Below are 20,108 nucleotides of genomic sequence, written 5' to 3' on the forward strand. Positions count from 1 at the left end.
CATGACGGAACTGTTCTAATACACGTGGCATCAGCTTGTCTTGACAATAGGCCGCAGCAGTATCACGGATCATGCGTTCTTCTGCAGTCAGCTGCTGCTCCAGCAGGAATGGGTCTTGCCAGTCAAAATGTACTTTACGGCCTGAATGTGAATTTACCATTTGATTCATAGCTTCCTCTGCCTGAATAATGTTCTCGTTGTTTGTGTTGATACTATGTGTGAAAAATAATATTTTCAAACGAGATTTTTTAATGCAGATATGCATTCTCCGTATATCTTAAATAAGCATATTCATACTGGAGCTGCGCATCGCGTTAAAACCTGTGAAGAAACAATAAAAAATAACCAAATTGGCGATCATAGCGCCTTCATCTATGCTATTTTCAAATACCTGTGCAGATAAAGGATGATCTGAAATGCGGCGTAATATTCCCTCTTTACAGGCCTTGCTCTGCTTTGAGTCGGCAGCCAAACATTGCAGTTATACCCATGCCTCGCAAGAGCTGTTTATTACCCAGAGTGCGGTTTCCCGGCAAATCCAGCAGCTGGAAGAATTTCTTAGCTTAAGCCTGTTTATCCGGACCCGGCATGGGGTCGAGCTGACGCCTGCAGGACAGCATTATTATAAAAGTATCAAACCCTATTTACTGGGGCTGGAGCAAAGCACGCTCGATGTGATGTCGCATAAAGGATTAGGCGGCACCTTAAAGCTGGGCGTAGTACCGACCTTTGCCACGCGCTGGCTGGTGCCGAAGCTGCATCGTTTTAACCAGCGCTATCCGGAAATTACCATCCATTTGGAAACCAGCACCAAGCCGTTTTTATTTAATGAAAATATTTTTGATGCGGCCATTTATGCGGGCACGCAGCAGCAGATTGATCATTGGCCCGGAATCCACACCCATTTTTTAATGAAGGAAGATGTGGTGCCGGTGTGCTCACCGCAGCTGATTGCCCGGCATTTTCCTGCGGCACAAAAAAGCCATCGCTATGGTTATAACCTGGCTGCTGAACAATTACAGCAACTGCCCTTATTACAGCAAACCACACGACCGACCATCTGGCAGGAATGGTTCCAGACCCAGCAGATTGAGCATGCCCATCCGTATGATGGACAGCGTCATGAACTGTTTTCGATGCTGGCTGTGGCCGCCAGTCATGGCATGGGCATGGCACTCATCCCGCAAATGTTGATTCAGCAGGAATTAACCAGCGGTGAACTGGTACTGGCCTCAGATCAGCAGCTCAGCGGCCGGCGCTCCTATTATCTGGTACATTCTAGTCAGGAAAATTCAGTTTTAATTCAGAAATTTGTAGAATGGATGCAACAGGAAGTCACGCACAGTATCGCCACACAGGAATCTGCCTATGCCTAAACTGATTGTTTTCTCCGGTGCCGGAATGAGCGCCGAAAGCGGGATTAATACCTTCCGTGATAGTGATGGATTGTGGGAACAGCATCGGGTGGAAGATGTGGCCACGCCGGAAGCCTGGGCCAAAAATCCGGCGCTGGTGCAGCGTTTTTATAATGAACGGCGCAAAAATATTCTGAATGCCCAGCCCAACGCGGCGCATCAATTGATTGCCGAACTGGAACAGTATTTTGATGTGGCTGTTATTACCCAGAATATTGATGATCTGCATGAACGTGCCGGTAGCCAGCAGGTATTACATTTGCATGGCAATATCCGGCTGGCCAAAACCTCCGGTCCCGATGCACAAACCACTACCCGCTTTTACCCGATTGAAGGCGCCGAGCTGGATTTGGAACGCGATGTCTGTGATGCGGGTTATCCGCTACGGCCACACGTGGTCTGGTTTGGTGAAGCGGTACCTGCCTATGCACAGGCGATTGAATGGGTACAGGATGCCGACATTTTTATTGTGATTGGCAGCAGTCTGGCGGTCTACCCGGTGGCTGGTCTGGTTCATGAAATTCCGGCCAATTGTCAGGCCTATTATATTGACCCGAAAGCCAATCAGCAGCGTTTACCGGCGCAATATGAATGTATTGCCGCCACTGCAACCCAAGGTTTGGCACAGTTAAAGCCACGTCTGCTGGCGACCCTGTAAGTTGAATCAAAACCATCGGCCAAACACAAAAGGCTCAAAACCAATATATGACCTTGAGCCTTTGCTGTTTTACTGAAGCAATCAGTGTCTTAGCTGACTTGGGCAAAAACTGCTTCCGGTGGTGTTACCTCACTGACCAGATTATGCAGGGCAAAAATTTCATCCAGCTGTTCCTGAGTCAGTAATTCCTGCTCCAGTACCACCTGCTGAATGGTTTTGTTTTCAGCAATACACAGTTTCCCGATTTCATCACATTTGGCATGACCTAGAATCGGGTCAAGCAAAGTGACAATACCGACGCTACGCATCACCGCATCATGGCAGGCCTGTTCATTGGCCTGAATACCCTGAATACATTTCTCATCCAGACTTTTCATGGCCTGAGTCAATAACTGGATGGATTCATGAATCGACACAGCAATCACCGGTTCCATTACATTTAACTGCAACTGCCCGGCTTCGGCTGCCATGGTCACGGTCAGGTCATTGCCAATCACTTTAAAGGCAATCTGGTTCACCACTTCCGGAATGACCGGATTGACCTTGGCGGGCATGATCGAAGAACCGGCCTGTAACTCCGGTAAACGGATTTCCCCCAGACCGGTACGCGGGCCAGAACTTAATAAACGCAGGTCATTACAGATTTTCGATAATTTCACTGCCAGACGTTTCAGTGTGCTGGATAAAATGATGAAAACCCCACAGTCGCTGGTGGCTTCAACATAATCTTCTGCGCCAATTAATGGCAAGCCGCTAATCTCTTTTAAAGCCTGCACCGCTTCCTGGGCATAACCTTTGGGGGTATTCACGCCCGTACCAATCGCGGTAGCACCGAGGTTAATTTCCAGCAACAGCTGACGGGTCCGGTCAATCAGTTTTAAATCTTCTTTTAACAAGGTGGCAAAGGCACGGAACTCCTGCCCCAAGGTCATCGGCACGGCATCTTGCAGCTGGGTCCGGCCCATTTTTAATACATACTGAAATTCAGCTACTTTCTTGTAGAAACTGTCAATCAGGTTACGCATCTGCACGAACAGATCATCCAGACTGTAATAAGTCGCTAAACGCAAGGCTGTTGGATAGACATCATTGGTCGATTGCGACTTATTAACATGATCATTTGGATGAATGGAAAAATAACTGCCTTTTTCCAGCCCCAGATGTTCTAAGGCGATATTGGCAATCACCTCATTGCTGTTCATATTAATCGACGTTCCGGCACCGCCCTGATAAACATCTAAAGGAAAATGCGCACGCCATGCAGCAGGCTGTTCAATCAGCTGGTCACAGGCATACTGAATCGCCTCAGCCACCTGCGGGGAGATTTTCTCAAACTGTAAATTGGTTTGCGCAGATGCCTTTTTCACTTGCGCCAAAGCACGAATGAAATGCAGGTTTTCACCGACCTGCTGATTAGAGATCTGGAAGTTCTCCAAGGCACGCAAGGTATGAATACCATAATAACTGTCTGCCGGCACTTCTTTAGCACCTAGCAAATCATGCTCTATTCTTGTTTTCTCTGTCTGAACCGTAATCACACTGTTTACTCACTATTTCGCACCAATATTGTGCATAAGAAAATCTTAAACCTGTGCCAGCCTGAAACTACACAAGATTGATACGCTTTTTGAAATATTTAATTACACATTCTTTCTGAATGTACTGGATGTAACATAATGTAAATTTACTCCATTTTTAAGCCAGATTTAACAGATTCTCTCCATATTTGCAAAAATAAAAATATTCACCGCTTTATTCAAAATTTTGACTTAATAATTTTCCGCTCATTGCAGCCATTTTTGCAATTGTATCTAAAGCTACAAACTGCAACACAAGACCGCTATAAATCCCGTCGAAATGTTACAGAACGTAATTTTAATTCCATGCTTGAATCAGCTCCTTGAAAAAATGCGCAAAAAATCATCTCGGATGGATGAACACTTACAGACAAAGGATGGGCATATGAGTCAACTGAATCCCACATTAATTACCTTTATATTTTATATCGTGGCCATGATCGGTATCGGGCTGTATGCCTACAAGGCCACCACAGATTTCTCGGATTATATTCTTGGGGGCCGCAGTCTGGGCAGCGTGGTGACTGCGCTTTCTGCCGGCGCATCGGATATGAGCGGCTGGCTGCTGATGGGTTTACCCGGTGCAATCTATCTGGCCGGATTATCTGAAGCCTGGATCGCCATTGGCCTGATTATTGGTGCATGGTTAAACTGGCTTCTGGTCGCCGGGCGTTTGCGGGTTCATACCGAAGTACAAAACAATGCCCTGACCCTGCCGGATTATTTCACCAGCCGTTTTGGCGACCGCAAGAAAATTCTGCGCGTCAGTTCAGCACTGGTGATTCTGGTATTTTTCGCGATTTACTGTGCATCCGGCATGGTGGCCGGTGCGCGTTTATTTGAAAGCCTGTTTGGCTGGTCCTATACCACGGCGCTGTGGATTGGCGCGATAGCCACCATCAGCTATGTCTGTATTGGCGGCTTCCTGGCGATTAGCTGGACCGATACCTTCCAGGCCGGGCTGATGATTTTTGCCCTGCTGATTACCCCCATCATGACCTATCTGGCACTGGGTGATCATAGCCAGCAGATTGGTCTGTTACTGGAAACTGCGCGCCCACATGCCACGCAGATGCTGTCCGGTTTAAGTTTTATTGCTATTTTATCTTCTTTGGCATGGGGCTTAGGCTATTTTGGACAACCGCATATTCTGGTTCGCTTTATGGCAGCCGATTCGGTCAAAACCATTCCGGCGGCGCGTAAAATTGGTATGAGCTGGATGATTCTCTGTCTGGGCGGCGCAGTTGGTGCCGGTTTCATTGCCATTGCCTATTTCCAGCAATTTCCAGAACTGGCGACTGTGGTGAATCAGAACCCGGAAACCGTGTTTATGGAGCTGACCAAAATCCTGTTTAATCCGTGGATTGCCGGGATTATTCTGGCCGCCATTCTAGCCGCGGTGATGAGTACGCTCAGCTGTCAGTTACTGGTCTGCTCCAGTACCTTAACTGAAGATTTGTACAAAGCCTTTTTACGCAAAAATGCCTCACAAAAAGAGCTGGTCTGGGTCGGCCGTTTTATGGTGCTGTTGATTGCAATGCTGGCAATCTGGCTGGCCAGCAATCCATCGAGTAAAGTCCTGGGGCTGGTGGCCTATGCCTGGGCCGGATTTGGCGCGGCTTTTGGTCCTCTCATTATTCTGTCGCTGTTCTGGAAACGCATGACCCTGAAAGGCGCGATTGCCGGGATGCTAGTCGGTGCGATGACCGTGATTGTCTGGAAAAATGTCATGGCCGATACCGGACTCTATGAGATTATTCCCGGCTTTATTCTGGCCAGTCTGAGTATTGTAATAGTCAGTCTGCTCGACCGGGCACCAAGTACAGAGGTGATTGAACGCTTTGAACAGTCAGATGCCGAGTACAAAAAAGCCATGCAGGAAATGAACAGCTAGCACAGCAATCTACCGAATTGATTGATCATCCATAAAAAAAGGAGCTTCGGCTCCTTTTGGGTTTTAACGGAAAATACAGACAAAGATGACGGTTTATTTGGCCTTGTGCTGATATTTCAGTTTTAGCTGCGAGCTTTCCTTAATCACTTCCATCACCGGATAACTGCGGGTTTCTTTCACCCCCGGCAACTGCCATAAAATTTGCCCGGAAATCTTACGGAATTCTTCCATATTGGCGCAGCGGATTTTGACTACAAAATCGAAACCACCACTAATCATGTGACATTCCACAATTTCCGGATGCTGCAAAATCGCATCTGAAAATTCCTCCAGTACATTCGGCGTGGTTTTATCCAGCAGAATTTCCACAAATACCACAAAACTGCTATTCAGCAACTCCGGATTCAGCTTGGCTTCATAGCCCAGAATAAAACCATCTTTACTCAGTTTCTGCACCCGTGCCAGCGCAGCAGTTGGCGATAAATTGACGGCTTCGGCCAGTTTAATATTTGAAATCCGGCCATCTTTTTGCAGAATATCCAGAATTTTAATGTCAGTGCGATCTAGACTCATCACTCCATTCATAATCCGTATTTATCTCTAAAAATAACAAAAATTATAGTGAGTTATTCGGCATATTTTCTGTGATCATAAATTATATAAGGTACACCGTTCAACTAAAATATATCGTCACAGGATGTTGGCATGAACATGATGGATAGCGAAACCCATTTCGACGACGCAAAACCGCATTTGGATTACATCACTGAATTCAAAGAAAAAAATGAGGCAGAAATTACCATCAATACCGCATGGCGTCGCCCTGAAAGTGAATGTGTCAGCCATTTACTCGAGCACAGTGAAATTCCTGATGCACTGAACAGCCAGATTTATGAGCTGGCTTTTCAGCTGGCCCACTCCCTGCGTGAACGTAAAAATTCCAGCGGTAAAGCCGGTCTGGTGCAAGGCCTGTTGCAAGAGTTCTCCCTCTCTTCACAAGAAGGCATCGCCCTGATGTGTCTGGCCGAAGCGCTATTACGTATTCCTGATACCGCAACCCGTGATCTGCTGATCCGCGACAAGATCAACCAGGGCAACTGGAAAGAGCATTTAGGTCAAAGTAACCTGATGTTTGTAAATGCTGCCGCCTGGGGCTTAATGCTGACCGGCAAGCTGATGGAAACCCCGAAACAGAACAGCTTAAGCGGTATTCTGACTGGCCTGCTGGCGCGCAGTGGCCGTGGTATTATCCGTAAAGCGGTAGATGTGGCGATGCGGATGATGGGTGAGCAGTTCGTGACTGGTGAAACCATTAGCGAAGCCCTGCAACATGCCGAACCGTTAGAAGAAAAAGGTTTCCGTTATTCTTATGACATGCTCGGTGAAGCGGCCCTGACCGAACACGATGCAGAGCGTTATTTTGATGACTATCAAAATGCCATCCATGCCATTGGCCAGGCCTCTAAAGATAAAGATGTTTATACCGGTCCGGGGATTTCGATCAAGCTCTCTGCCCTGCATCCACGTTATCAGCGTGCTCAAATTGACCGCGTGCATACCGAACTGTATGACAAGGTGCTGCAACTGGCTGTGCTGGCCAAGGACTATAATATTGGCCTGAATATTGATGCCGAAGAATCTGAACGACTGGAAATGTCCTTAGAGCTGCTGGAACGTCTGTGTTTTGAACCGGCACTGGATAACTGGAAAGGCATTGGCTTTGTGATTCAGGCCTACCAGAAACGCTGCTTCTATGTGGTAGATTATGTGGTCGATCTGGCCAAACGCAGCCAGAAACGCCTGATGATCCGTCTGGTGAAAGGCGCCTATTGGGACAGCGAAATCAAGAAAGCGCAAATTGATGGCATGTCGGATTATCCAGTGTTTACCCGTAAAGTGCATACCGATCTGTCCTATATTGCCTGTGCGAAAAAATTACTGGCGGCACCGGAACAGATTTATCCACAGTTTGCGACTCACAATGCCCAGACGCTGGCCACGATTTATCATCTGGCCGATCCAGCGCGTTACTACGCTGGCCAATACGAATTCCAGTGTCTGCATGGTATGGGCGAGCCATTGTATGAAAATGTGGTCGGCTCGAAACAGCAGCAGAAACTCGGTGTGCCGTGCCGTATTTATGCGCCGGTCGGTAACCATGAAACCCTGCTAGCCTATCTGGTGCGTCGTTTGCTGGAAAATGGTGCCAATACCTCTTTCGTCAACCGTATTGCCGATAAGACCCTAAACATTGAAGATCTGATCGAAAATCCGCATCAGACCATTTTAGCCACAGCTCAACAGGAACAGAAAGTCGGCCAGAAACATCCGGCGATTCCCTTACCGCATGAGTTATATGGCGTGCAGCGCGACAACTCTGCTGGACTGGACTTAGCCAATGATCGGGACTTGGCGGCATTAAATGCAACCGCGCAGAATCTGCATCAGCATCAATGGACTGCCCAGCCGATGGGTGAAGGCTTAACCGCCGAAGACAGTGCCGATGTACACGCGATTTTAAACCCGGCGCAGCATCAGGATATTGTTGGTCATGTACAGGAAGCCACAGCAGCACAAGTCAATCAGGCGCTGGGAAATGCCGTACAGGCACAAGCCGTCTGGGCCAATATTTCCAAACATGAACGCGCACAATGTCTGGAACGTGCTGCCGATTTAATGCAGGCACGCCTGCAACCGCTCATGCTGCTCCTCTGCCGCGAAAGTGGCAAGACCTATGCCAATGCCATTGCCGAAGTGCGTGAAGCAATTGATTTCCTGCGCTACTATGCCGCGCAAATGCGTGATCTGGACATCAATACCCAGATCATTCCGCTAGGGCCGGTGCTGTGTATCAGCCCGTGGAATTTCCCGCTGGCGATTTTTAGCGGCCAGATTGCCGCGGCACTGGTGGCTGGCAATACCGTTCTGGCCAAACCGGCCGAGCAGACCCCGCTGATTGCAGCACAAGCGGTGCAGATTTTATGGGATGCCGGCATTCCGAAAAATGTACTGCAACTGCTACCGGGACGCGGTGAAACGGTCGGTGCGCAGCTAAGTCAGGATGAACGGATTCAGGGGATTATGTTTACCGGCTCGACTGAAGTCGCCAAAATCCTGAATCAGACCGTGGCCAAACGTTTAAGCCAGACTGGTAGTGCCATTCCACTGATTGCGGAAACCGGCGGACAAAACGCCATGATTGTCGATTCTTCAGCCCTGACTGAACAGGTGATTCTGGATGCGGTCAGCTCTGCTTACGACAGTGCCGGACAACGCTGCTCTGCCCTTCGGATTTTATGTGTGCAGGAAGATAATGCCGACACGGTACTGACCATGCTCAAAGGTGCCATGCAACAGTTGCGCGTCGGTAATCCTTATGTGCTAAAAACCGACATTGGTCCGGTGATTGACCTGGAAGCGCAGAACAATATTGAGCGTCATATTGAAAAAATGCGCATTAAGGGCTATCCGGTGCATCAGTTGATGTGGAATAAGCAAAGCGATGCAAGCTTGCAACACGGCACTTTTGTACCACCAACGCTGATTGAACTGCCGCATCTGGATGATCTGGAGCGCGAAGTGTTTGGCCCGGTACTGCATGTGATTCGCTACCGTTATGGACAGCTTGATCAACTGCTGGCGCAAATCAATGCCAAAGGTTATGGCCTGACCATGGGCTTGCATACCCGTATTGATGAAACCATTCATAGCGTGATTGCCCAAGCCGAGGTCGGCAACCTGTATATCAACCGTAATATTGTCGGTGCTGTGGTCGGGGTGCAACCTTTTGGCGGCGAAGGCCTGTCCGGGACTGGACCTAAGGCCGGTGGACCACTGTATCTCTACCGCTTAATGCAATACTGCTCGCAGAAAAAGCTGGCTCAACCATTTGCGGCGCAGGCTCAGCATCCAGCAGCAATGCCTGCCCTGTATAACCAATTGGTGGACTGGGTACAGGCCGAGTTCCCGCAGCAGCTGATTCAACTACCGGAGAAAATTGCCACGGGTCAGAGTTTTAACCTGACTGGTCCAACCGGTGAAAGTAACCAGTATACGATTTTGCCACGTCATGCCGTGCTATCCCTGGCTGAACAGGAGCTGGATCAGATTCATCAGTTACTGGCAATTTTTGCAGTCGGCAGTCAGCCGGTGGTTCTGGCAGAAAACCGCTTCATGCTGAAATATCTGCCGAAAATGCCGCCAGAGATTGCCCAGCGGATTCGCGTGATCCCAGACCTGCTGCATGGCGATTACGATGCAGTGCTGCATCATGGTAGTTCGGTACAATTGCTGGAATTACAGCAAACGGTAGCGCAGCGTGCCGGGGCAATTGTCGGCATCAGCCATCTTAAACCGAATGATCCGAAAATTCCGCTGGAACGTCTGGTGATTGAACGGGCCATCAGCATTAATACTGCTGCGGCCGGAGGGAACGCCAGCCTGATGACGCTGGATTAAAGCCACCCCTTTTCATGGTGTTATTCCTCTTTGCCAAACCAACTCTCCCTGGTCTCTGTTGGTTTGGCTTTTTTTATCTTTGCTCTCGCAAGTGATCTATTTCCCGGCTTTAATCTGCCGATCTGTTGAGCCGAAGCTCGATTTCTCCCGTCACGCTACCGCAATTTAAGGTTTGCACAGAATATCTTTAGGCATCTGCCTGAAACTTTGTTACCATCCCCTGTTTCAATGGGTTTGTGATTTTTACTGCATATGACTTCATCTTATCAGCAACAACTTGATGCCAAAGTTGCACGTATTTCTGCACAGTTTGCCGAATTTAATCCTCCAGCACTGGAGGTGTTTGCCTCGCCTGAACAGCATTTCCGTATGCGTGCAGAATTCCGGATTTGGCATACCGAAGATGACCTGTTTTATGCCATGTTTGAACGCGATGAGCAGCAGAACAAAAAAGTCATTCGAATTGATGAATTTCCAATTGCTGATGCTAGCATCAACCAGTTAATGCCGGTACTGCTGAATGCCTTAAAAGCAGAACCGCTGTTATCCAATCGCCTGTTTGAAGTGCATTTTCTGGCAACCTTAAAAGGTGAAATGCTGGTTTCACTGATTTATCGCTGTCCATTAACTGCAGAGTGGGAAGCGCTGGCCAAACAGCTGGCCGAGCAACTGCAGATTAAAATTATTGGCCGGAGCCGTGGCCAGAAACTGGTACTGAGCGATGAGTTTGTGGTGGAAGAACTGCAAGTCTTTGAACGCCAGTATCAATACAAACAGATTGAAAGCAGCTTTACCCAGCCGAATGCGCGCGTTTGCCAGCACATGCTGGAATGGGCCTGTACAGCCGCCGGACACGCCAATCAGGACCTGTTAGAGCTGTACTGTGGCAATGGTAACTTTACCCTGCCGCTGTCGACCCGTTTTAATCGCGTCTTAGCCACAGAACTGGCCAAATCTTCAGTTTATGCGGCGCAGTGGAATATTGAGCAGAACCAGATTGACAATATTCAGGTGGCGCGTTTATCTGCCGAAGAATTTACCCAGGCCTACAATGGCGAGCGTGAATTCCGCCGTTTGCAGGAAGCCGGCATTGAGATGTCCAGCTATCAGTTTGACACCGTGTTTGTGGACCCACCACGTGCCGGTATTGATGCCGAAACCTTAAAACTGCTACAACGTTTTGAGCGGATTATTTATATCTCCTGTAATCCGGATACGCTGCATGACAATTTGCAGACTTTGACCAGCACCCACAAGATCACCCAATTTGCCCTGTTTGACCAATTCCCTTATACCCATCATGTGGAATCTGGTGTCTTACTGGAAAAGATCTAAAACAATTTGTTTCAAATTATATTATTCAGTCCGAAAAGGAAGATTTTTTAATCTTCCTTTTTTCTTATAAAAATAAGCAACTTAGTTATAATCAAGGCTTATAGCCATCATAATTACGTTTAAACTGTTACAAGCTATCGAAATTTCTAGAGTCTGTTTGCTGCTTTTATCACTTTAGTCGACTTGCATTAATTTTTAAATTGGCTATATTTCGAGCTATGTTAGGTTGCAAATGAAGGCTCTATGAGTTTTTGGCAAAAGCTGTTCGCTCAGGAACAGCAAAACGAGCATAAGAATCAGATTGCTTGTGTTGAAAATGATTGCTCTTGTAAGACAAATGAACAGCTTCTTGAAGCTTTAGCAAAAGCGACAGATGAAGATGTGATTATCGGTATTAAAAAGGTTCTCGCTTCGCGCGGCTATAGCCGTAAAGAGTTGAATGAACTTCAACATTTACCCCTGCAATAGCAGAGTCTGACCACAGAAAAAGGCATTTAGAATTTCTAGGTGCCTTTTTTATTGGTCTGATTTTAATCAGATTTCTTAGTTTTGACATTTTTTTCATGTATTCTCAAGGGCTTAGATCAGTCTTGATCGTATTTTTAATTCAATACATAACAATAAGGACACCATGATGAACAACAAAATGATCGGCGCTCTTACCCTTCCACTGCTCTGCCTGGCCCTCACAGGCTGCGACCGTATGCCGGCAGAATGTGAAGAAGCCTGGGACAAGATGGACAGCTTGAGCACAAAAATGGGGCTTTCGGAAGAACAACGTCAATTCCAGAAAAAACAGTTTGAGGCCGGAATCAAAGAAATGTCGACTGAAGATGCCAAACGCCTCTGCAGCCAGCAAACCCAGACCCTGGGCATTATTGGCCAGTAGATTTTTCTGGCTCAGTCGCGCAGGCTGAATCATCAATATACGCCAGCATCGGGCCAACTGCGCGGTACTGGCGATGGCGTTTTAAGGCCGCAATATACACAGAAGATACTGAACCATCCAAGTACAGCGCATTCGGTGTCTTAAGCTGCTGCTGAAACAGCCGGGCAAAGTCATAAAAATTTATTGGCTGCTGGCTGATCACAAAATACAGGGTGGCGTCTTTCAGCCCAACGCCATTGCGGATTTTTCTGGAATCGGAATCCGGAATAAAGTTTGGGTTAATTTTTCCGTCAATCACCAGCATCGGGCCAGATTGGGTGGCATATTTCGGTTGCACATTGGCCTGCTGATACTGCTGGGTGATCATCAACAGTGGCTGCTTGTCCCAGGCCAGTACCCCATTCGGCTGAATCAGAAAATTGCCCCAGCCTTGGGTCTGGGTATTTAACTGGCTTACCCTCTTGCCCTCTTCAATATACAGGCCGACGGGTGCATAATCGGCATGGAACATCCCGGCATTCATGGCAAATTCCAGCTGCTGGCACGGTTGCAGATCATCCTGGAGCGCAGTGAAATAACGATAGGGCTGCTGTGCTGTATTCTTTAATACCAGCTTCAGCTGCGCCATTGATCGGATTTCCGTGACATCAAAATCACCCAGCGTATGTTTCAGCTGCCAGCTGTAGATTTGCGGCTGTGCCTGTGCCCAGTTTGCACTGCAAGCACCCAGCAGAATCAGCAGTTTTAACAGCGGCTTGGCCGTGACTTGCGCAAAGTACTGTCCTAACTTTTTCATTGCATCTGTTCCCTGTTCATCGTTGTATAATTCAGCCATTCGTGTCGCCACCCTGTCGATTCTTGTGTCAAGAAGCAGTACACTAGAGCTTTAAAATACATCTGTCACTTTACTAATGTCACAATGCTCAAGCAGAACACACGGTTCCCTTTAGGGGCGCATCTGATTGTCAAACATTTCGGCTATACCCACCACGGGATTTATGCTGGACGTGGTCGTGTCATTCATTATTCCGGTTTTGCACATTTATTTAAAAAACATCCGATTGAAATCACCAGCCTGGACAAGTTCAGTCATGGCAAACCGGTGCATGTGCAGCATTATGATCAACCCAAATATAAAGGCCGTAAAGTGGTGCGCCGGATGCGTTCACGGATGCATGAAAATAATTATCACCTGATTATCAATAACTGCGAACATTTATGCACCTGGGCCATTACCGGCGTGGAAAGCAGTCCGCAAGTCTTCCGGATGATGAACCGCTTAACCACCATTGGTTATGTCAGCTCCTTAATGAGCTATATGAACAGCATGATGCTGACCCTGACCACCACCTGTTTTGCCCTGGTGCTGTATATTAAAAAGAAATTGCGCGACAAAGCCAAAATGCAGATGCCGACCCATCTGTTTTATAAACACGATGAAAAGAAATAACACACCGGATCATCTGTAAATCAAATTTTTTTTTAATTTAACGTGCTACTTCCTTTCAACGTTTACTTTCCATTTTCAACACCGCATAAAAAAGCCCGCTGAGTCCAGCAGGCTTTTTCAATCATCTAGCAAAATGCGCTTTTATTTGCCCGGTTTGAAGCTGTCTTTTAAGTCCAGAATACGGTTAAACACTGGCGTTTCGCTGGAATGATCATACTGATCTGCCACGAAATAACCTTCACGTTCAAACTGGAAACGATCTTCTGCTTGCGCTTGCGCTAAAGCCGGCTCAATAACCGCTTGTACCACTTTCAATGAGTCCGGATTCAGATTCGCCAGGAAGTCATCGCCGACTTCTGGGTCAGATTCGGTGAACAGACGGTCGTAAATACGCACTTCAGCTTTCACGCCTTTAGTGGCAGATACCCAGTGAATCACGCCTTTTACTTTACGGCCTTCCGGATTCTTACCTAAAGTTTCAGGGTCGATTGAACATTTCAGCTCAATAATTTCACCCTTGTCATCTTTAATGATTTCGTCGCACTTGATCACATAAGCATGACGTAAACGCACTTCACCGCCCGGAATCAGACGTTTAAAGCCTTTCGGTGGCTCTTCTTCGAAATCTTTACGGTCAATATAGATTTCAGAGGTTAGCGGAATGACACGCTCGCCCATATCTACGTTTGGATGACGCGAATGAGTCAGATCCATTTCTGCTGGCAGATTGGTTAACGTCACTTTTAATGGATTCAGCACGGCCATACCACGCGCTGCGGTATTTTCTAGCGACTGACGGATGCAGTATTCCAGCATTGCCACATCGACAATCCCGTCAGATTTCGACACACCAACACGCTTACAGAAATCACGCAAGCCTTCCGGAGTAAAGCCACGACGACGCATACCGACTACAGTTGGCATACGCGGGTCGTCCCAACCCTTAACAAAACCACCTTCCACCAGACGGCGCAGCTTACGCTTTGAGGTAATGGTGTAATCGACGTTTAAACGGCTGGATTCATACTGACGTGGTACCGCCGCTGATTTTACCTTTTCCACCACCCAGTCATAGAACGGACGGTGATCCTGGAATTCAAGCGTACACAGTGAATGAGTAATGCCTTCAATCGCATCGGATAATGGATGCGCATAGTCGTACATTGGGTACATTTTCCATTTGTCACCGGTCTGGTGATGCTCGGAATGTAGCACACGGTACAAAATTGGGTCACGCATATGTACGTTTGGCGATGCCATATCAATTTTGGCACGCAATACCGCCTGACCTTCGCCCAGCGCACCATTACGCATCTGTTCAAAACGCGCCAGGTTGTCTTCTACAGACGCATCACGGTATGGTGAGTTTTTACCCGGCTCGACAAATGAACCACGATTCAGCTTGATTTCTTCAGGAGTTTGCAAATCGACATAGGCATCACCCTGTTCAATTAACTGCACCGCCCAGCTATACAACTGGTCAAAATAGCTCGACGCATAGCGTGGCTCGCCATTCCAGTTAAAGCCCAACCATTTCACGTCGTTGGCAATACCATCTACATATTCTTGTTCTTCGGCATCCGGGTTGGTATCGTCAAAACGTAAGTTACATAAACCGTTAAATTCTTCGGCAATCCCGAAATTCAGGCAAATTGCTTTCACGTGACCAATATGTAAGTAACCGTTCGGTTCTGGTGGAAAACGTGTGATCACTTTTTCAGTACGGCCTGCTGCCAGATCATCGGTAATGACCTGACGCACAAAATCTAAGCCCGGCTGTTGTTCTTGCTGCGCAGCATCGACAGAGGCATGGTTACTTGGTGTCGGGGTGTTAGGCAGAGATGAAACAGCATCATTCGGCTTCATAGTTAATAAATCACTTCTAGATAAAAATTTAGGATAATTAAAACGCTATTCCCACTTTTTAACAAAGAAAATAACGTTTTTACTTGCCTTGTAGTTTACAGTTTGCTTATGCTTCTCTCAACCAAAAAACCCATGGCTTTTTTGTCCATGATTAGGAGATAACACAATGAGTTTTCCTCAAGTCGAATTAAACACCAACAAAGGTCGTATTGTTCTTGAGCTTAACACTGAAAAAGCACCTAAAACTGCTGAGAACTTCCTTCAATACGTTCGTGACGGTTTCTATGATGGCGTAATTTTCCACCGTGTCATCGATGGTTTCATGATTCAAGGCGGCGGCTTTGATGAAAACTTCAAAGAGAAAGCAACCCGTGATTCAATCGAAAACGAAGCAGACAACGGTCTGAGCAATGACGAAGGGACCATTGCAATGGCGCGTACCCAGGCTCCGCACTCTGCATCTGCTCAATTCTTCATTAATGTGAAAAACAACTCCTTCCTGAACCACACGGGCAAAACTGCACAAGGTTGGGGTTATGCCGTATTTGGTAAAGTAGTTGAAGGTATGGATGTAGTTGCTGAAATCAAAGGCGTACGTACAGGCAACCGTGGTTACCACGCTGATGTTCCACTAGAAAATGTGGTGATTGAATCTGCCAAGATCATTTCTGAATAAGAATCCCTCTCAACCTCCCGTTATTTAAGGGCGTTGGGAGATTCCAAGGAAAAGATTGTGACCTATCTGTTTATTTCAGATTTACATTTGTCACCTGATCACCCTCGACTCGTTCGGGGGTTTTTAGATTTATTACGTGCTTATCAGGATCAAAACACCCAGCTGTATATTTTAGGCGACTGGTTCAATGCCTGGATTGGCGATGACTACACCGCCCCTTGGCTGGATGAAATTGTCAGCGCTTTAAAACAGTTTAATGCCGCAGGCAATCAGCTGTATTTTCAGGTCGGCAACCGCGATTTCGCACTGCATGAGGTTTTTTTACAGCAGTTTAACGGGCAATTATTACCTGAAATTGACACCCTCACTATTGGCCAGACCCGCTATCGTCTGGAACATGGCGATGCCTTGTGCACCGATGATGTATCCTATCAGCGCTTTAAAAAAGTTATCCGTCATCCGCTCGTGCTGCGTCTGTTAAGAAAAACTCCGCTGTCATTTCGCAGCAAACTGGCCAACGGTTTTCGCAAACAAAGCCGCGCTTCTAAAGAAGTTAAATCGTATGAAGTGATGGATGTGAATCCGGCTGCGGTAACGCAGGCTTTGGCCGAGGTGGATGTACTGATTCATGGTCATACCCATCGACCAGCCATCCATGAGCTGAATGGCAAAAAGCGGATTGTGCTGGGGGACTGGCGTGCGCATGAGGCACTGATTCTGGAAATTGATCCTGAACAGCCTACCACTCACCTGCAACTGAAACGCTGGACCTATTAAGCAGCAGGTGGATGACTATAAATCCCCACCTCATGCATCATCTGTCAGGTTAATAATGACCGCTTAATACCCCCCTTCAGGTTTTACCCAGCTCGCTCCGGTTTTATATTTGGCCAGCAGCTCACGCAAGGAATTCATTAATACGCTGGTATCGACACCGACAGCGACAAATTCGGTACCCAGTTCAATATATTTTTGCGTCACGTCATGTTGAGTCGATAAAATCCCGGCCGCTTTACCCGATGCGCGAATTCGTTGAATTGCATCAACCACTGCGTTTTGCACGTCAGGATGGTTCGGATTGCCTTCATAACCCATAGTGGCAGATAAATCTACTGCGCCAATAAATACCCCATCAATGCCCTCGACTTTTAAGATGTTATCCAGATTTTCCAGCCCTGTAACTGACTCAATCTGAATCAGCAAACAGATATTTTCATGTGCTGTGGCATAATAATCCGGAATACTGTTCCAGCGTGTGGCACGTGCCAAAGCCGCACCTACACCGCGAATCCCTTCCGGTGGATAACGCACTGCTTTAACCATCAGTTCGGCCTGCTCCACGGTTTCCACCATCGGAATCAATAAGGTTTGTGCGCCAATATCCAGCAACTGTTTAATAAGCTGCACACTGCCAATTGGCGGACGGACCACCGCCTGTGACGGATAGGCCGCAATACTTTGCAGCTGGGCCAGTGTGGTTCTTAAATCACTGGGCGCATGTTCCCCATCAATCAGCAACCAGTCATAACCGGCATTCGCCGCAATTTCAGTGCCATAGGCATCGGCCAGACCGACCCATAAACCAATCTGCTGCTGGGTTTTTAATTTATGTTTAAAGTGATTACGATAGTCCATCGACAGGCTCGCTATAGTCCACACCTGTCTCCATTAAATGCCGATTTTTAAAAATTGCCAATATTCAAAACCGCTGTTGTGATTTGATTTAACACTTAATCGGGCAATAACTGAAAATACGATGAGCACATTTTAAGGTTAATTTTGACAATAAAATTGCAGCGAATATGCCATCAAAGCCATCAAAATGGCGTATGATGCTGAAGGTTCAGCCTTTCTCAATTTATCCTTATTGCTGGAGTATCTTTATGGATTTGCTCGACGTCGTACGCAGCCGCTATACCACCAAAGCCTATGATCCTGAAAAAAAAATTACTCAAGAGCAGTTTGAACGCTTTCTCGAAATTCTCCGTTTTACCCCCTCTTCTATTAATATCCAGCCCTGGCATTTTTTTATTGCCGAGCATGATGCAGCCAAGCAGCGCATTGCCAAAGCCCTGGTCGGGAAATATGCCTACAATGCGCCTAAAGTCTTAGATTCTTCCCACACCATTTTGTTCTGCACCAAAGCCGATATTAGCGATGAGCATCTGGACAATTTGTTGCAGCAGGATGATGTCAGCGGCCGTTTTAAAGATGCCAGCGCCAAGCAGGGCCAGAAAGACAGCCGTAGCGGATATGTGGATTATTACCGCAATGAAAAAGGTGATATTCAGCGCTGGGCCGAAAACCAGACCTTTATTGCCTTGGGTCAGATGTTACTGGCTGCCGGTATTGAAGGTGTAGATGCCACCCCGATTGGCGGCTTTAATGAACAGATTCTGACGGAAGAACTAGAATTACAGGACAAGGGTTTAATTCCATCGGTGCTGCTGACCTTGGGCTATCGCAGTGAGCAGGACTTTAATGCTAAACTTCCCAAGTCACGCCTGAATAAAGATGAAATTTTCACCAAATTGTAAGAACTACATTACATAATACAGGGACGAAAGTCCCTGATTTCGGCCTGATTTTTGCTTTCCCTTTCACAACACAATAATAATAGACCGGAGAAGAAAGATGTCTATCCTTGCCCAGCTCCCAATGAAGTTTGAATGTCGTCAATGCAATAAACTGTATTTGCATCAATATCAGCAGGAAAAACACCATTATCCTCATTGTCCGAGCTGCCAGAAAGCCGGTCTGTTACTGGGCATTGCCGAACTTCAGGACCTGATCAAACATCCGCTGATTTTTGCTGCCAGCTTCATCAAATTCAAGCCGTCATCGCATAAGCTAAACACATCACACTAATGATGCCCAGCCCCAGCCCAATGGCGGTGCTGGGTTTTAATTTTTCTTTAAAGAACAGCAAACCGCTGATTACCCCTAAAATTACCACCAGAATATTCATGCCGGCAAATACAACCGCCGGTGAATCTTTTAAAGCCATATGCGCCTTGACATAAAACGCGATATTGGCAAAATTCAGCATCCCCAAAATTAAGCCGGCCACTATATTTTTGCCACTGCCCCAGCTTTTGTGCTGAATCAGAATATACCCCAACGATAAAATAAAAGCGCAGATGAACATTAGGTTCAATACCAGCGCAAACTGCAGGCCTAAACCGGTAGTGTATTTCAGCAACACATCAATCAGCGCATAACCGACCCAGACCAAAGCCAAATACAGCATACCCGCCTGGGCGGACGATGCACCGCCACGATGCGAATATAAAATACACAGTACCGCTGCAATCCCCAACGCAATCCCGACAATTTTCAGGCTATTAAACTGTTCCTGGAAAATAAAATAGGCCGCAGTTAAAGACAGCACCACCGACAGCCGCTGGGCAATTTCGGTTTTTAAAATTCCGGCAGTTTGTAATGCTTTGGCTAAAAACAGGAATACGCTTGGCAATAATACCCCTAAAGCCAGAATCAGCAGCCACGGCGTGTCGGTGAGGGACAGCTGTTGTACATTAGGCTGAAACCACCAAAAACACAGCACACTGGCCGAGGCATAATTCCAGCTGATCATCTGCAAAGGTGAATAGCCGCGGTTCTTTGCGACTTTCAAGAGAATCGACACCACCACACTACAAATGGCCGCTGCTAAAATCAGTTCCATGATCTACTCTTATTTATATGCATTATGTGATCTGCTCTGCTGCACTATAGCGGTTCAGATACAGAAAAGCCCACGCAATGTGTAATGCCAGTCAGTTAAGAGATTGACTGGCTTTTTCTTGGGTATTTTTGAGGTTTTCCTTTTACAACCCTTGGATAACTCCTCACTCTTCTCTCAGGTATAACATACCGATTAGATTTCTCCA

The 20,108-nt window shown here is 47.0% G+C and carries 18 protein-coding genes and 1 pseudogene; 12 read left to right on the plus strand and 7 right to left on the minus strand.

Annotated features, from left to right (window positions below; all coding sequences use genetic code 11):
* A pseudogene (locus FTT63_RS12580) lies at positions 1–169 on the minus strand (acyl-CoA dehydrogenase); the annotation flags it as partial.
* A gap of 247 nt (positions 170–416) precedes the next feature.
* Between FTT63_RS12580 and FTT63_RS12585 the strand changes: the two are divergent.
* Together FTT63_RS12585 and FTT63_RS12590 are read left to right on the plus strand one after the other, a co-directional pair.
* Positions 417–1,376, plus strand: a complete 960-nt coding sequence (locus tag FTT63_RS12585) for a LysR substrate-binding domain-containing protein (RefSeq protein WP_127801448.1) — start codon at positions 417–419, stop codon at positions 1,374–1,376.
* Positions 1,369–2,073 (plus strand): NAD-dependent deacylase, encoded by a 705-nt coding sequence (locus FTT63_RS12590; RefSeq protein WP_163170190.1) that lies wholly within the window; start codon positions 1,369–1,371, stop codon positions 2,071–2,073. The genes FTT63_RS12585 and FTT63_RS12590 overlap by 8 nt, the downstream gene beginning before the upstream one ends.
* Positions 2,074–2,162: 89 nt before the next feature.
* Here the strand turns inward: FTT63_RS12590 and aspA are convergent, their stop codons facing one another.
* Positions 2,163–3,611, minus strand: a complete 1,449-nt coding sequence (gene aspA, locus FTT63_RS12595; protein ID WP_016659035.1) for an aspartate ammonia-lyase — start codon at positions 3,609–3,611, stop codon at positions 2,163–2,165.
* Positions 3,612–4,035: 424 nt separating this feature from the next.
* Between aspA and putP the strand changes: the two genes are divergently transcribed.
* Positions 4,036–5,544: a sodium/proline symporter PutP gene (gene putP / locus FTT63_RS12600; protein WP_104489216.1), complete on the plus strand. Its 1,509-nt coding sequence runs from the start codon at positions 4,036–4,038 to the stop codon at positions 5,542–5,544.
* 93 nt (positions 5,545–5,637) lie between these two features.
* On the opposite strand, the gene FTT63_RS12605 is transcribed toward putP, so the two are convergent.
* On the minus strand, positions 5,638–6,129 hold the full coding sequence (locus tag FTT63_RS12605) for an Lrp/AsnC ligand binding domain-containing protein (protein ID WP_218954014.1): 492 nt from the start codon (positions 6,127–6,129) through the stop codon (positions 5,638–5,640).
* 120 nt (positions 6,130–6,249) lie between these two features.
* On the opposite strand from FTT63_RS12605, the gene putA reads away from it, so the two are divergent.
* The 4 genes from putA to FTT63_RS12625 all read left to right on the plus strand — a co-directional run bounded on the left by putA (position 6,250) and on the right by FTT63_RS12625 (position 12,226).
* Positions 6,250–10,002: a trifunctional transcriptional regulator/proline dehydrogenase/L-glutamate gamma-semialdehyde dehydrogenase gene (putA, locus tag FTT63_RS12610; protein ID WP_180192381.1), complete on the plus strand. Its 3,753-nt coding sequence runs from the start codon at positions 6,250–6,252 to the stop codon at positions 10,000–10,002.
* Between the two features lie 252 nt (positions 10,003–10,254).
* Positions 10,255–11,337, plus strand: coding sequence for a tRNA (uridine(54)-C5)-methyltransferase TrmA (gene trmA / locus FTT63_RS12615; protein WP_180192382.1), 1,083 nt, complete (start codon positions 10,255–10,257; stop codon positions 11,335–11,337).
* Positions 11,338–11,580: 243 nt separating this feature from the next.
* Entirely contained in the window at positions 11,581–11,805 is a 225-nt protein-coding gene (locus FTT63_RS12620) for a hypothetical protein (protein WP_005178553.1), read from the plus strand.
* A gap of 166 nt (positions 11,806–11,971) precedes the next feature.
* The gene (locus tag FTT63_RS12625) at positions 11,972–12,226 is read left to right on the plus strand and encodes a hypothetical protein (protein ID WP_045795440.1); all 255 of its coding nucleotides are present in this window, start codon (positions 11,972–11,974) and stop codon (positions 12,224–12,226) included.
* Here the strand turns inward: FTT63_RS12625 and FTT63_RS12630 are convergent.
* On the minus strand, positions 12,213–13,061 hold the full coding sequence (locus FTT63_RS12630; protein WP_168407075.1) for a phosphodiester glycosidase family protein: 849 nt from the start codon (positions 13,059–13,061) through the stop codon (positions 12,213–12,215). The genes FTT63_RS12625 and FTT63_RS12630 overlap by 14 nt on opposite strands.
* An 84-nt stretch (positions 13,062–13,145) precedes the next feature.
* On the opposite strand from FTT63_RS12630, the gene FTT63_RS12635 reads away from it, so the two are divergent.
* Positions 13,146–13,676 (plus strand): lecithin retinol acyltransferase family protein, encoded by a 531-nt coding sequence (locus tag FTT63_RS12635; RefSeq protein WP_016659043.1) that lies wholly within the window; start codon positions 13,146–13,148, stop codon positions 13,674–13,676.
* 141 nt (positions 13,677–13,817) lie between these two features.
* On the opposite strand, the gene FTT63_RS12640 is transcribed toward FTT63_RS12635, so the two are convergent.
* Entirely contained in the window at positions 13,818–15,542 is a 1,725-nt protein-coding gene (locus FTT63_RS12640) for a glutamine--tRNA ligase/YqeY domain fusion protein (protein WP_016659047.1), read from the minus strand.
* Positions 15,543–15,708: 166 nt separating this feature from the next.
* Here FTT63_RS12640 and FTT63_RS12645 point away from each other — a divergent pair, with 166 nt between their 5' ends.
* On the plus strand, positions 15,709–16,218 hold the full coding sequence (locus tag FTT63_RS12645) for a peptidylprolyl isomerase (RefSeq protein WP_005178561.1): 510 nt from the start codon (positions 15,709–15,711) through the stop codon (positions 16,216–16,218).
* Between the two features lie 57 nt (positions 16,219–16,275).
* Positions 16,276–16,995 carry a UDP-2,3-diacylglucosamine diphosphatase gene (locus FTT63_RS12650; RefSeq protein ID WP_016659048.1) on the plus strand — a complete coding sequence of 240 codons (720 nt, stop codon included), beginning with the start codon at positions 16,276–16,278 and terminating at the stop codon, positions 16,993–16,995.
* Between the two features lie 63 nt (positions 16,996–17,058).
* Here FTT63_RS12650 and hpaI read toward each other — a convergent pair whose 3' ends face one another.
* Positions 17,059–17,853: a 4-hydroxy-2-oxoheptanedioate aldolase gene (hpaI, locus tag FTT63_RS12655; RefSeq protein WP_075166833.1), complete on the minus strand. Its 795-nt coding sequence runs from the start codon at positions 17,851–17,853 to the stop codon at positions 17,059–17,061.
* A gap of 248 nt (positions 17,854–18,101) precedes the next feature.
* Between hpaI and nfsB the strand changes: the two genes are divergently transcribed.
* Positions 18,102–18,755: an oxygen-insensitive NAD(P)H nitroreductase gene (gene nfsB / locus FTT63_RS12660; RefSeq protein WP_180192383.1), complete on the plus strand. Its 654-nt coding sequence runs from the start codon at positions 18,102–18,104 to the stop codon at positions 18,753–18,755.
* A gap of 97 nt (positions 18,756–18,852) precedes the next feature.
* On the plus strand, positions 18,853–19,086 hold the full coding sequence (locus FTT63_RS12665; protein ID WP_168407073.1) for a hypothetical protein: 234 nt from the start codon (positions 18,853–18,855) through the stop codon (positions 19,084–19,086).
* Here FTT63_RS12665 and FTT63_RS12670 read toward each other — a convergent pair.
* Entirely contained in the window at positions 19,049–19,903 is an 855-nt protein-coding gene (locus tag FTT63_RS12670; RefSeq protein ID WP_104494872.1) for a DMT family transporter, read from the minus strand. The genes FTT63_RS12665 and FTT63_RS12670 overlap by 38 nt on opposite strands.
* Positions 19,904–20,108 lie beyond the last annotated feature (205 nt).

The sequence above is a fragment of the Acinetobacter sp. C15 genome, from assembly GCF_013420645.1.
GTDB classification, from domain to species: domain Bacteria; phylum Pseudomonadota; class Gammaproteobacteria; order Pseudomonadales; family Moraxellaceae; genus Acinetobacter; species Acinetobacter indicus.